Source organism: Polaromonas sp. C04 (assembly GCF_002002705.1).
GTDB lineage: Bacteria > Pseudomonadota > Gammaproteobacteria > Burkholderiales > Burkholderiaceae_C > Rhodoferax_A.
In genome coordinates this window covers 51,986-64,918 of record NZ_MUNS01000035.1, presented here as the reverse complement: position 1 = coordinate 64,918, position 12,933 = coordinate 51,986, and the positions used below count along the sequence as shown (strand labels likewise).

12 protein-coding genes are annotated in these 12,933 nt (G+C 66.3%); 9 read left to right on the top strand and 3 right to left on the bottom strand.

Annotated elements, in window-relative coordinates; all coding sequences use genetic code 11:
- Window positions 1–15 precede the first annotated feature (15 nt).
- Window positions 16–771 (top strand): SDR family oxidoreductase, encoded by a 756-nt coding sequence (locus tag B0E49_RS14355; RefSeq protein WP_077562887.1) that lies wholly within the window; start codon window positions 16–18, stop codon window positions 769–771.
- Between the two features lie 28 nt (window positions 772–799).
- Here the strand turns inward: B0E49_RS14355 and B0E49_RS14350 are convergent, their stop codons facing one another.
- From B0E49_RS14350 to B0E49_RS14340, 3 genes are all read right to left on the bottom strand, one after another.
- Window positions 800–2,299, bottom strand: a complete 1,500-nt coding sequence (locus tag B0E49_RS14350) for an NAD(P)H-hydrate dehydratase (RefSeq protein WP_077562886.1) — start codon at window positions 2,297–2,299, stop codon at window positions 800–802.
- Window positions 2,300–2,371: 72 nt separating this feature from the next.
- A complete protein-coding gene (locus B0E49_RS14345; RefSeq protein WP_077562885.1) occupies window positions 2,372–3,625 on the bottom strand; it encodes a D-amino acid dehydrogenase in 1,254 nt (417 codons plus the stop codon).
- A gap of 229 nt (window positions 3,626–3,854) precedes the next feature.
- On the bottom strand, window positions 3,855–5,231 hold the full coding sequence (locus tag B0E49_RS14340; RefSeq protein WP_077562884.1) for an amidase: 1,377 nt from the start codon (window positions 5,229–5,231) through the stop codon (window positions 3,855–3,857).
- A gap of 194 nt (window positions 5,232–5,425) precedes the next feature.
- Here B0E49_RS14340 and rpsB point away from each other — a divergent pair, with 194 nt between their 5' ends.
- From rpsB to rseP, 8 genes are all read left to right on the top strand, one after another.
- Complete coding sequence (rpsB, locus tag B0E49_RS14335; RefSeq protein WP_077562883.1) at window positions 5,426–6,178, top strand: 30S ribosomal protein S2; 753 nt, start codon at window positions 5,426–5,428, stop codon at window positions 6,176–6,178.
- A gap of 105 nt (window positions 6,179–6,283) precedes the next feature.
- A complete protein-coding gene (gene tsf, locus B0E49_RS14330; protein ID WP_077562882.1) occupies window positions 6,284–7,207 on the top strand; it encodes a translation elongation factor Ts in 924 nt (307 codons plus the stop codon).
- A gap of 89 nt (window positions 7,208–7,296) precedes the next feature.
- Window positions 7,297–8,019, top strand: a complete 723-nt coding sequence (gene pyrH / locus B0E49_RS14325; protein ID WP_077562881.1) for a UMP kinase — start codon at window positions 7,297–7,299, stop codon at window positions 8,017–8,019.
- Between the two features lie 10 nt (window positions 8,020–8,029).
- The gene (frr, locus tag B0E49_RS14320; protein WP_077562880.1) at window positions 8,030–8,590 is read left to right on the top strand and encodes a ribosome recycling factor; all 561 of its coding nucleotides are present in this window, start codon (window positions 8,030–8,032) and stop codon (window positions 8,588–8,590) included.
- A 133-nt stretch (window positions 8,591–8,723) separates the two neighbouring features.
- Entirely contained in the window at window positions 8,724–9,446 is a 723-nt protein-coding gene (gene uppS / locus B0E49_RS14315; RefSeq protein ID WP_077562879.1) for a polyprenyl diphosphate synthase, read from the top strand.
- 9 nt (window positions 9,447–9,455) lie between these two features.
- Window positions 9,456–10,301 (top strand): phosphatidate cytidylyltransferase, encoded by an 846-nt coding sequence (locus tag B0E49_RS14310; RefSeq protein ID WP_077562878.1) that lies wholly within the window; start codon window positions 9,456–9,458, stop codon window positions 10,299–10,301.
- Window positions 10,302–10,306: 5 nt separating this feature from the next.
- Entirely contained in the window at window positions 10,307–11,497 is a 1,191-nt protein-coding gene (ispC, locus tag B0E49_RS14305; protein WP_077562877.1) for a 1-deoxy-D-xylulose-5-phosphate reductoisomerase, read from the top strand.
- Between the two features lie 18 nt (window positions 11,498–11,515).
- Window positions 11,516–12,889: an RIP metalloprotease RseP gene (rseP, locus tag B0E49_RS14300; protein ID WP_077562876.1), complete on the top strand. Its 1,374-nt coding sequence runs from the start codon at window positions 11,516–11,518 to the stop codon at window positions 12,887–12,889.
- The last annotated feature ends 44 nt before the right edge of the window (window positions 12,890–12,933 follow it).

Sequence of the window (12,933 nt, the reverse complement as noted above, 5' to 3'; positions counted from 1 at the left end):
AGGAGAACGTTGCAAATGACCACTCACAACAAAGTCGCGATCGTGACCGGCGCGGGCACCGGCATCGGCAAGGCCGCCGCACTGGCGCTGCTGGGGGACGGCTACCGCGTCACGCTGGCGGGGCGCCGCTTGGCGCCGCTGGAGCAGGTGATTGCCGAGTCCGGCGCGCCCGGCCAGGCCCTCGCAGTCTCCACCGACGTGACGAACCCCGCCTCGGTGCAGGCGCTGTTTGATGCGACCGTGAAAGCCTTTGGCCGGGTCGATGTGCTGTTCAACAATGCCGGCGTGAGCGCGCCACCCGTGCCACTCGAAGACCTGACGCTGGCGCAGTGGCAGAACGTGGTGGACATCAACCTCACAGGCATGTTCCTGTGCATCCAGGCGGCCTTTCGCACCATGAAGGCGCAAATCCCCCGGGGCGGGCGCATCATCAACAACGGTTCGATCTCGGCCACCACGCCGCGCCCGAATTCGATTGCCTACACGGCCACCAAACATGGCGTGGCGGGCCTGACCAAGACCGCGTCGCTGGACGGGCGCAAGTACGACATTGCAGTGGGCCAGATCGACATCGGCAACGCCGCCACCGAGATGGCCGAGCGCATGGCGAGCGGCATCCTGCAGGCCAATGGCGAGATCGCCGTCGAGCCGCTGATGGACGTGGGCATCGTGGGGCAGTCCGTGGTCTACATGGCCAGTCTGCCTTTGACCGCGAACGTGATGTTCCACACCGTCATGGCGACCAAGATGCCGTTTGCCGGGCGCGGCTGATCGCCGTTCCCCGGGCGCGGCAGACAAGCTAATGGCCGGCCGCCGCGGCGAGTTCCCCGGCCGTCAGGGCGCGGTCCTCGGGCCAGCGGTCGGCGGCCAGCCCGTGCTGGTAGACGGCTTCACACGCGGCCTGGAACGCCGGCCGGCCGGCCGCCAGCCGCGCGCCGATCATGCCGGCCAGCACATCGCCGGTGCCCGCGGTGGCCAGCCGCGCGTTGCCGGTGGGGTTGATCGCTGCAATCTGTCCCGGCGCCGCGATCACCGTGCCCGAGCCCTTGAGCACAACCACGCAGCCGAAGCGTTCCACCAGTTGCCGCGCGGCGCCCAAGCGGTCGGCTTGCACCTGGGCCGCGCTGGCACCCAGCAGCCGCGCGGCCTCCAGCGGGTGTGGCGTCAGCACCGTCGCGCGGGCGCCGCCATCACGCCCGGTCCGCGCGCGCAACAGCGTTTGCAACTGCGTGTCGGTTGCTATTGAATTGAGAGCGTCTGCATCAATCACGGCATGGGCTGCGGTCGAGAATACCTTGGGAAGAAGGTGGCGCACCGCGTCTCCGCCACCACAGCCGCAGACCGCCGTCATGGAGGCCAGGTCGAGCGACGTGGCGCGGCGCAGCATGAGTTCCGGCTGACTCGTATCGACCGCCATGGCTTGCGGGTCCAGCAGCGCCACGAAGACGCGGCCCGCACCGCCGTGCAAGGCGGCGCTGGCCGCCAGCAGCGCCGCGCCCGCCATGCCGGGTGCGCCGCCGATGACGGCAACGTCGCCGTAGCTGCCCTTGTGCGTGGCGTGCGCGCGCGGGCCGTCCAGCGGCGGCCCCTGCAACACGGCGGCGGGGGTCTGTGCGGCGCTGTCCACGCCCAGGTCGTGAAACCAGACCTGGCCTGCGGCGTCGCGCCCGTGGGCGGTGAACAGGCCCGGTTTCAATGACAGCAGACTCAGCGTGTGCTGAGCATTAAAACCATCTGAATCCCTTATGGAACGTGAAGATTCTGCTATTGAGTTTGTAGCAAACGTGCCCGTGTCGGCATTCATCCCGGACGGCACATCGACGGCCAGCACGGGCGCGGCGCCGCGGCTGAACCGGGCGATCCACTCGGCCATGCGACCCTCGGGCGCCCGGGTGCTGCCGATGCCGAGCAAGGCATCGATGCACAGGTCCTGGCGCGTGAGGTCGGTGGGCGGCGCGGTGGCCAGCACCACGCCCGCCTGCCGCGCCCGCGCCAGCGCGGCCAGGCTGTCTGCCGGGGCCCTGGCCTCATCGCCCAGCCAGGTCACCACGGGTTGTTTGCCCCAGCGTTGCAGCTGCGCGGCAGCCTCCAGCCCGTCGCCGCCGTTGTTGCCCGGCCCGCAGGCGATCCAGACGGTGCGCGCATGCGGCGCCAGCGCCAGCGCCAGCCGGGCCGTGGCGAGTCCGGCGCGCTGCATCAGCGTGTGCGGCGGCAACGTCGCCGTGGCCGCCTGTTCAAGGCGACGGGTCGCGGCGATGTCGAACAGCGGGTGCGGGTGATCGGGGGTGATGCGAAGCATGGGCCGATTGTGCCCAAGGCCGCGAAGCGCCGCCCCAAGCAAGTTCGGGCCGTGCGTGCACCGGCCGGCGCGTCAGCGCAACAGGCGCTCGACCCCCAGCCCTTCGAGATCGATGGCAGGCGCGCGGCCGGCGATCAGATCGGCCACGACACGTGCACTGCCGCAGCTCAGCGCCCAGCCGCTGGCGCCGTGGCCGATGTTCAGCCACAGGCCCGGCACACCGCTGGCGCCGAGCACGGGCGGCCCGTCGGGCAGCATGGGGCGTGCGCCCTTCCATTCCTGCACGCCATTGGACAACTGGGCGGCGCCGGGAAACCAGTCGTGCAGCACCTTGTACAGCGTCTGCAGCGAGGCGGCGCGCTTGTGGCCGGGCGCGCCGCCGATCTCGGCGCCGCCGGCCACGCGCACGCGCTGGCCCAGGCGCGTGATGGCGACCTGGTAGCGCTCGTCCATGACGGCGCTGAGCGGTGCATTGAGCGGCTCGCGGATGTGCGCGCTGATCGAATAGCCATACACCGGCGCGATGGGGACCGACAGGCCCAGCGGTTTGAGCAGTGACGCCGAGGCCACGCCGGCGCACAGCACGAGCGCATCAAAGCGCCTGCGCCTGGCCTCGCCTGCGACATAAAGCGTCGCGGGTACGGACCGTCCGATGCGGGTGACCGTGGTGTTGGACAGAAAGCGGGCGCCCAGCAACTGGGCCCCGATCTTGAGCCCCATCGCGAACTGGCGGCAGTTGCCCACTTCGTCACGCGGCAGGTGGATGGCGCCTGCCAGCGCGGTGTCGGCGTTGAGCGCGGGCTCGATCCGGCGTGCTTCTGCCGCGTCGATTTCCCGGAAGGCCACACCCGCGTCGCGGATCACCTGTAGTGCGGGCTGCGCCAGCTGCAGGTCTTTGCCGGAGCGCAGCAGCATCAGGTAGCCCTCGCTGCGTTCGTACTCCAGGGGCAGGTCGGCGCTCAGCTGGCGCAGCCGCTCGGAGCTGTAAAAAGCCAGCCGCTGCAGGCGCGCGCGATTCGCCAGATAGGTCTCCAGTTTGCAGGCACGCCGCCACTTCCATATCCAGGCCAGGTCGCCGGCCGAGAGCGGCCGGCCGATTCGGACCGCGGCGTGGCGGCTCAGCAGCGAGCGCAAGACCTTGGCCGGCATGCCCGGCGCGGCCCACGGCGTCACGGAGCCGGGCGCGACCATGCCGGCGGTGGCAAAGCTGGCTTCCTCGGCGGCGGCGGCGTGTCGCTCGAAGACGGTCACTTCATGGCCGTCGGCGGCCAGCTCATAGGCCGTGGTGACGCCGATGATGCCGGCGCCGATGATCGCGATTTTCATGGATGGGGGTCGTTAAAAAAGCGGGCTGCGGCCCGCCAGACAGGTGCCGAGGATATACGAGTGGCCAGGCGCGGGCTTTACCGGAGCCGGCGCTGCAGCAGCACCAAGGCGGCCGCGGTCAGCGCCAGGCCGTGCGCCGCACCGGGCTTGAGCCGGCCGCTCGCCGGCCCGCAAGATTCAGCATGAAAAGTGCCTCCAGCCCATGAAGGGCATTGGCAATGCGCTATGCTTATTGAAGCGCCTGCTCGGCCTGCAGGGCAAGATTCAGCACCGTGTCGTCGCGCAGCGCGCCGTGCCACAGCATCAGACCCACGGGCAACTCGTCGGCGGCGTGGCATGGAATCGAAATGGCGCAGCCGTCGAGCATGTTGACCACGCTGGTATTGCGCAGCAGCAGGGCGTTGACGCGGAAGAACTCAGCGTCGCGCGCCGCATCCTGTGCCGCGTCCAGCCCAAGGGCTGGGGCCACGTCGGCGATCAAGGGCGCCACGATGGGCACGGTCGGTGACAGCACGGCATCAAAGCCTTGCAGCGCGGCTTCCACACCGGCAATCCAGCGGCCCCTGGCCTGCATCAGGTCGATGTATTCGTACGCCTTCATGGCCGCGCCGCGCTGGATGCGGGTCGCTACGCGCGGGTCGTAACCGGCCGCGTGGCGTTCCAGCAGGGGCCGGTGCCAGCTGTAGCTTTCCGCCGCGGAGAAACCGCCCGTGGACTGGAGCGCGCCGAGATCGCGAATGGCGGTCAGCGGAATCTCTTCGATGCGGGCGCCGGCCGCGCGCAGCACCTGCAGCGTGCGTGCAAACGCGCGCGCCACGGTGGCGTCGAGCGTATCCAGCATGCCCGTTGTGACCACTGCCAGGCGGTAACTCGAGAGCGGAGCGTTGCTGCGGATGATGCGCCGCGCCGCCAGGATCTGGTGCGCGAGCATGGCGCCCTGCACCGAGCGCGTCATGGCGCAGGCAGTGTCCAGCGTAGTGGACAGGGGCAGGGCGCCGTCCGTGGGGACCAGCCGCGCGGTGTTCTTGAAGCCCACGATGCCGTTCAGCGCGGCCGGGATGCGGATCGAGCCGCCGGTGTCGGACCCCAGACCGATAAACGCAGCCCCGGTCGCGACCGACACGGCGGCGCCCGAGGAGGAGCCACCGGGAATGCGGGCCGGCGAGGCCGCGCCGCCCGCAGGCTGGTCGAAGCGTCCGTCCCATGCCGCCGGGGTGCCGAAATGCGGGTTGATCCCCATACCCGAAAACGCGAATTCCACCATGTTGGTGCGGCCTATCAGGGCGGCGCCGGCCGCCTTCAGGCGCGCCACGGCGGGGCAGTCCGCAACGGCGGCCGGCGCGTCGGCCAGCACGGCCGATCCGGCGGCCGTGGTCTGCCCTGCGATGTCAAAGAGGTCCTTGACCGAGACGGCGAGGCCGGCCAGCGGCTGGTGCCGGCTATCGACATCGGCGACCACGCCCCGGGCCTCGTCGAACATGGTTTTGAGGAACGCGTGGTCGCAGGCGGGGGACCGGGCGGCGGCAATGGATTTTTCAATTTCCGCGCTCGCGCTGGTCTGGCCGGAGCGGATGTGTTGCAGGGTGGTGTGGAGGTCGGCGAGCATGGCGTCAAGGGGTCCGTATGCTAGAATCTTTGGGTTTCGCTGAGTGGTTGATAGCTGCTTGGCGAGGCAAATCGCAAACCAGTTCGAATAAGGTGTTTGCAGCGGATTCGCTGCGAAAGGTATTGCGGCCTTCGGGATCAATCCCGGAGTTGCAATAGCGGACTGGATTTTAGACCCAACCTTTGGAGTTCATTATGTCCGTCACCATGCGTGAAATGCTGGAAGCCGGTGTCCATTTCGGTCACCAAACGCGCTTCTGGAACCCGAAGATGGCCCCGTATATCTTCGGCCATCGCAACAAGATCCACATCATCAACCTCGAAAAATCGCTGCCGATGTTCGAGGAGGCGGCCAAGTTTGTGCGCCAGCTGTCCGCCAACCGCGGCACGATCCTGATGGTCGGCACCAAGCGCCAGGCCCGCGACATCGTCGCGACGGAAGCCAAGCGCGCCGGCGTGCCCTATGTCGACCAGCGCTGGCTCGGCGGCATGCTGACCAACTTCAAGACGGTCAAGACCTCCATCAAGCGCCTGAAGGACATGAAGGCCCAGCAGGAAGGTGGCCTGGACGCCATGAGCAAGAAAGAGCAGCTCATGTTTGCCCGCGAGATGGAAAAGCTCGAAAAAGACATCGGCGGCATTCAGGACATGACGGCCCTGCCGGACGCGATCTTCGTGATCGACGTCGGCTATCACAAGATTGCCATTGCCGAAGCCAAGAAGCTCGGCATCCCGCTGATTGGCGTGGTGGATTCCAACCACTCGCCGGTGGGCATCGACTACGTGATCCCCGGTAACGACGACTCCTCCAAGGCGGTGCAGTTGTATGCCCGCGGCATCGCGGACGCGATCCTGGAAGGTCGTGCCAACGTCATGACCGACATGGTGAAGGCGGTATCGGCCGAGAGCGGCGACGAGTTTGTGGAAGTGAACGAAACGGCGGCCTGAAGCGCGCCCCCTGACGCGAACCGACGCGGAAAAAGTGGGGCTTCATGGCCCCCTTTTTTTTAACTCCCTTGTTAATTGAATTGAACTGAAGTGACGGAGAAACAAATGGCTGCAATTACCGCAAGCATGGTGGCTGAACTGCGCGGCAAGACCGACGCACCGATGATGGAGTGCAAGAAGGCGCTGACGGAGGCCGAAGGCAACATGGAAAAGGCCGAAGAGCTGCTGCGCGTCAAGCTCGGCAACAAGGCCGGCAAGGCCGCCGCCCGCATCACGGCCGAAGGCGTGGTCGCCAGCTTTATCGAGGGCACCACGGGGGCCTTGCTCGAAGTCAATTGCGAAACCGACTTCGTGACCAAGAACGACAGCTTTCTGGCGCTGACCCGGGCCGCGGTCGAACTGATCGCCAAAAACAATCCGGCTGACGTGACGGCCCTGGGCGCGCTGGCCTACAGCCAGGACGGCTTTGGCCCGACGCTGGAAGATGTACGCAAGGGGCTGATCGGCAAGATCGGCGAGAACATGAGCTTTCGCCGTTTCAAGCGCTTTGCTTCGGGCGCCAGGCTGGCCTCCTACGTGCACGGCACGCGCATCGGCGTGGTGGTGGAGTTCGAGGGCGATGAGGCCGCGGCCAAGGACGTTGCCATGCATGTGGCGGCCATGAAGCCGGTGGCCCTGTCCAGCGCCGATGTGCCCGCCGAGCTGGTGGCCAGGGAGCGCTCGGTAGCGGCCGCCAAGGCCGAAGAAGACAAGAAGACGGCAGAAGCCGCTGGCAAGCCCGTGCAGTCGGCCGAAATTGTTGCCAAACGGGTCGAGGGCGGCGTGCAGAAGTTCCTCAAGGAGGTCTCGCTGTACAACCAGGCGTTCGTCAAGAATGACAAGCAGACGGTCGAGCAGATGCTGAAAGAGCGCGGCACCACGGTCAAATCGTTCACGCTGTACGTGGTCGGCGAAGGCATCGAGAAAAAGGTGGACGACTTTGCCGCCGAGGTCGCGGCCCAGGTCGCCGCTGCCAAACAGGGCGCTTAAGCGTTCTTTAAGCTTCGGACCTGATACTCGTCGGACCCGGGCCTGCGCTTTTACCCCGCTAAACTCACACCAACCCAAGGAGCCCCCACATGCCCGACGCCAAACCAGCCCACAAGCGCATCTTGTTGAAGCTGTCCGGCGAGGCCTTGATGGGGGACGACGCGTTCGGCATCAACCGCGCGACCATCGTTCGCATGGTGGAAGAGATTGCCGAAGTGACCCGTCTGGGTGTGGAGGTGGCGGTGGTGATTGGCGGCGGAAACATCTTTCGCGGGGTCGCCGGGGGTTCGGTCGGCATGGATCGCGCCACGGCCGACTACATGGGCATGCTGGCCACCGTGATGAATGCGCTGGCACTGGCCGACACCATGAACAAGGCCGGGTTGACGGCGCGCGTGATGTCCGCCATCGCCATCGAGCAGGTGGTGGAGCCCTACGTGCGGCCCAAGGCGCTGCAGTACCTGGAAGAGGGCAAGGTGGTGATTTTTGCTGCCGGCACGGGCAACCCCTTTTTCACCACCGATACCGCGGCGGCGCTGCGCGGCGCGGAGATCGGCGCGGAACTGGTGCTCAAGGCCACCAAGGTGGACGGGGTGTACACGGCGGACCCGAAAAAGGATCCGGGCGCCACCCGCTATACCAAAATATCGTTCGACGAGGCGATCGCGAAAAATCTGGGCATCCTGGACGCCACGGCGTTTGCGCTGTGCCGCGACCAGAAGCTGCCCATCAAGGTGTTCTCCATTTTCAAACACGGTGCGCTCAAGCGGGTGGTGATGGGAGAAGATGAAGGAACGCTGGTGTATGTCTGAGGAGAGAAACATGACGATTGCCGACATCAGGAAGACGACGGAGGCGAAGATGGATCAGTCCATCAGCGCGTTCAAAAGCAACCTTACCAAGATCCGCACGGGACGGGCCAACCCCGCCCTGCTGGATACCTTGCAGATCGACTACTACGGCACCCTGATGCCCATCAACCAGGTGGCCAACGTGTCGCTGCTGGATTCGCGCACCATCAGCATCCAGCCCTGGGAAAAGGGCATGGGTGCCAAGATCGAAAAGGCGATTCGCGAGAGCGACTTGGGCCTGAACCCCTCGTCCATGGGCGACCTGATTCGCGTGCCGATGCCGCCCATGAGCGAAGAGCGCCGCAAGGAGCTCACCAAGGTGGTCAAGAGCGAGGGCGAAGGCGCCAAGATCGCGGTGCGCAACCTGCGCCGCGATGGCAACGAAGCGGTCAAGAAGCTGGTGAAAGACAAACTGGCGTCCGAGGACGACCAGAAGCGGGCCGAGGCCGAGATCCAGAAGGTGACCGACCGGCACATTGCCGAGATCGACCAGCTGGTGGCGGCCAAGGAACAGGACATCATGGCGGTATAACGGTGCCCCCACGCTTGCCACTCCGTGTGCTGCGCTGCCCCCAAGCGCAGGTGTGCCCTGCGCGTTGCTTGGGCTGGGGGCTCTCGCGCCTTGGGGCGGCCCGGCGGCGCTCCTGCCCAACCCGCACCACACCATGAGCCAGGTACCTCACCACATCGCCATCGTGATGGACGGGAACGGCCGCTGGGCGACGCGCCGGTATCTGCCGCGCGTGGCCGGTCACAAGCAGGGCGTCGATGCGTTGAATCGCTGCGTCAGGGCCTGTGCGGCCAGGGGCGTGGCGGTGCTCACCGTCTTTGCGTTTTCTTCCGAGAACTGGAATCGTCCGGTCGAGGAAGTGTCAGGCCTGATGGAGTTGCTGGCCATGGCCCTGAGCCGGGAAGTGCCCAAGCTCAAGGCCGAGGGGGTGCAGTTGCATTTCGTGGGCGAGCGTGCCGGCCTGTCCGACAAGGTCAGCGCAGGTCTGGCCCAGGCCGAGGCTGTGACGGCACACAACACGCGGCTGGTGCTCAACGTCTGTTTCAACTATGGCGGCCGCTGGGACATCGCCCAGGCCGCAGCCCGGCTCGCGGCGCAGGGGCAGCCCGTGACCGAGGTCAGCCTTGACCGCGCGATGGCGCTGGCGCACGTGCCGGACCCCGACTTGCTGATCCGCACCGGCGGCGAACAGCGCATCAGCAACTTTCTGCTGTGGCAGGCGGCGTACTCCGAACTCTATTTCAGTGACAGCCTGTGGCCCGAGTTTGACGAAGCCGAACTCGATGCCGCGATTGCCGCGTTCAACCGGCGCGAGCGCCGCTTTGGCAAGACTTCCGCGCAGCTCGCCGGTGTGGCGAGCGCGCAGAAGGTGGCCTGAAGAAGCTTCATGCTCAAACAGCGCGTCATCACCGCCCTGGTCTTGCTGGCCATCCTGCTGCCGGCCCTGTTTTACCCGTCGCCCGACCCGTTTTGCGCCATCACGCTGGTGTTGATCGCGGCCGGCGCCTGGGAATGGGGGCGCCTCAATGACTGCAGCAACCCACTGGCCTGGCTGCTGGGCGCAGCCTGTGTGCTTTTGTGCGTTGGCAGCTGGGCTTTCGGCCTGTTGTCCATGCCGACGCCCTGGTTGTGGCGCTTTGTCGGCGCGGCGTGGGTGCTGGTGGGGGCGTGGCTATTGCGTACCGGCGTCGCGGGCTGGCCGCGTATTGCGAGGCCCATCCGGCTCGTCGGCGGGCTTGCTGCCGTATGGCTGGCCTGGCTGGCGATGGCCCAGGCGCGCGTGATCGGCATCAACTTCCTGTTGTCCATCCTGCTGCTGGTCTGGGTCGCTGACATCTTTGCGTATTTTGCCGGGCGCGCCTTTGGTACCCGCTTCACCAAGGGCAAGCTGGCGCCCGCCATCAGCCCGGGCAAGAGCTGGGAGGGGGTCTGGGGCGGCATGGCCGGCGTGCTCTTGCTGGCCGTCCTGTGGGTCTGGGCCGATGCGGCCTGGCAGGCGCCGGTGGCCAGCTTTTACAGCCGTCTGGTCGGCATGGGCTGGTGGATGCTGCTGCTCGCGGTTCTGTTCATGGCGGCCATGAGCGTGGTCGGTGATCTGGTGGAGTCGCTCATCAAGCGCAGTGCGGGTGTCAAGGACAGCAGCGGCCTGTTGCCCGGCCACGGTGGTGTGCTGGACCGGGTGGATGCCTTGCTGCCGACCCTGCCGCTGGCCATGATGCTGGTCTCCTGGTGACGGCCATGAAGCAGCGCGTTACCGTCCTGGGGTCGACCGGTTCCATCGGCACCAGCACGCTCGATGTGATGGCCCGGCACCCGGACCGGTTCGAGGTGTTTGCCCTCAGTGCGGCAACCCGGGTAGACCTGATGCTGCAGCAGTGCGCGCAGTTCAAGCCCCGGTTCGCCGTGATGGCCAGCGCTCCGCATGGCCGGGAGCTGGCTCAAAAAATCAAGGCAAATGGGCTTGATGTCGAGGTGCTGTCTGGACCTGAAGCTATTAAGTTGATAGCGTCCCATGAATTGACCGATACCGTCATGGCCGCCATCGTCGGGGCCGCCGGGCTGGCCTCGTGCCTCGCTGCGGCCAGAGCGGGCAAGCGCCTGCTGCTGGCGAACAAGGAGGCGCTGGTGGTGGGGGGCGATGTCTTCATGCGGGCGGTCAGGGAGGGTGGGGCGACGTTGCTGCCGATCGACAGCGAACATTCCGCCATCTTTCAGTCCTTGCCCGAAGACCCTGCCAGCTGGCAGCAACGGGTCGAGAAAATCATCCTCACCTCGTCTGGCGGACCATTTCGCACGCGCGAGCCGGCGACGCTGGCGGACGTCACGCCCGACGAGGCCTGCGCGCACCCGAACTGGGTCATGGGGCGCAAGATCTCGGTGGATTCGGCCACCATGATGAACAAGGCGCTCGAAGTCATCGAGGCGCGCTACTTGTTCGACATGCCGGCGCAGCAGATTGAGGTGGTGATTCACCCGCAAAGCGTGATTCACTCGATGGTGCAGTACCGCGACGCCTCGATCGTGGCCCAGCTTGGCACGCCCGACATGCGGGTGCCGATTGCCTATGGCCTGGCCTGGCCCGAGCGCATCGCCTCGGGCGCCCAGGCGCTCGACTTCAGGACGCTGTCGGGCATGACCTTCGAGTCATTTGAGACACAGGGGCACCGGGACCGTTTTCCGGGCCTGCAGCTCGCGTGGGAGGCGCTGCGCGCGCCGGCAGGCGCTTGTGCCACGCTGAATGCGGCCAATGAGGTGGCCGTGGCGGCCTTTCTGGACAAACGCATCCGGTTCGATCAGATTCACCATATCAATCTTGAAACTTTGCAAGCTGTTACGACCTCCATCCCCCGGACGCTGGATGATCTGCTGGCGCTCGATGCACGTGCGCGCGCAGCCGCGCAGCGCGTCGTGGCGCGCATGGAGGCATGACATGTTGAAAGGTGGCACATGCTGACCCTTGTTGCTTTTTTGGTGGCCCTGGGCCTGCTGATTGCAGTGCACGAGTATGGGCATTACCGGGTGGCCGTGGCGTGTGGTGTCAAGGTGGTGCGCTTTTCGATTGGCTTTGGCACGACGCTGTTTCGCTGGCAACCCAAAAATCAAAAGCATGGGCAATCGACGGAATTCGTGATCGGCGCCTTTCCGGTGGGCGGCTACGTCAAGATGCTCGACGAGCGCGAGGCCCCGGTTGCGCCCGAGGAGCGGCACCTGGCGTTCAATACCCAGCCTCTGCGCGCGCGCGCCGCCATCGTTGCGGCGGGACCGATCGCCAACCTGTTGCTGGCGGTGTTGCTGTACTCGGCGGTCAGCTGGTACGGGCAGGAGGAGCCCAAGGCCGTGCTGGGCAGTCCCGTGGCGGGCTCCGTCGCTGCGCAGGCAGGCTTGCAGGGGGGCGAGCTGGTGCAGCGCGCCGGCTTTGAGGATGGCACGCTGGAGCCGGTGCGTTCGTTCGAATCCCTGAACTGGCTGCTGACCCGGGGCGCTTTGGACGGACGCGATGTGCGCCTTGAGCTGGCGGGTCCGGATGGCGCCCCGGCGCGCGACGTTGTGCTGCCGCTCAGCCGGCTGGATACGAAAGGGGCCGATGCCCAGTTGCTGCGCAAGGTCGGCCTGGTAGCGCCATGGACCCGCCCCGTGCTGGGCGACGTGATGGCCGGCGGTGCGGCCGAGAAATCGGGCCTGCGCAAGGGCGATGTGGTCGACGCGGTTGGCGCGACCCGCATCGTTGACGGACGCCAGTTGCGTGACGTGATTCGGGCGTCGGTGCGGGACTCGCAGCCGCTGGCGCAGGCGTGGCGGGTGCAGCGCGGCGACAAGACCGTGGTGCTCAGCGTGCTGCCGCAAGTGGTGCAGGACGGCGGGGTCGCAGTCGGAAAAATCGGGGCCTATGTGGGCGCGCCTCCTGAATTCGTCACAGTCCGGTATGGACCGCTCGATGGCTTGTGGCGTGGGGTCACGCGCACCTGGGAGGTGTCTGCGTTGACGCTGCGCATGATGGGCAAGATGGTAATTGGCGAGGCCTCGCTCAAGAATCTGAGCGGACCTTTGACCATTGCCGACTACGCGGGCAAGTCCGCCAGCCTGGGGCTCTCGCAGTACCTGGTGTTCCTGGCCCTGATCAGCGTCAGCCTGGGTGTGCTCAACCTGCTGCCGCTGCCGGTTCTCGATGGCGGGCACCTGATGTATTATCTTTGGGAAGGCGTGACGGGTAAGAGCGTGTCGCAGGCATGGATGGGACGGTTGCAGCGCGGTGGTGTGGCCGTGCTGCTGCTCATGATGTCGATTGCGCTGTTCAATGACATTACCCGCATCTTTGGTTAACTACACGCCGGCCCCCAAGAGCGTCGTCGGCATCACCTTCATTC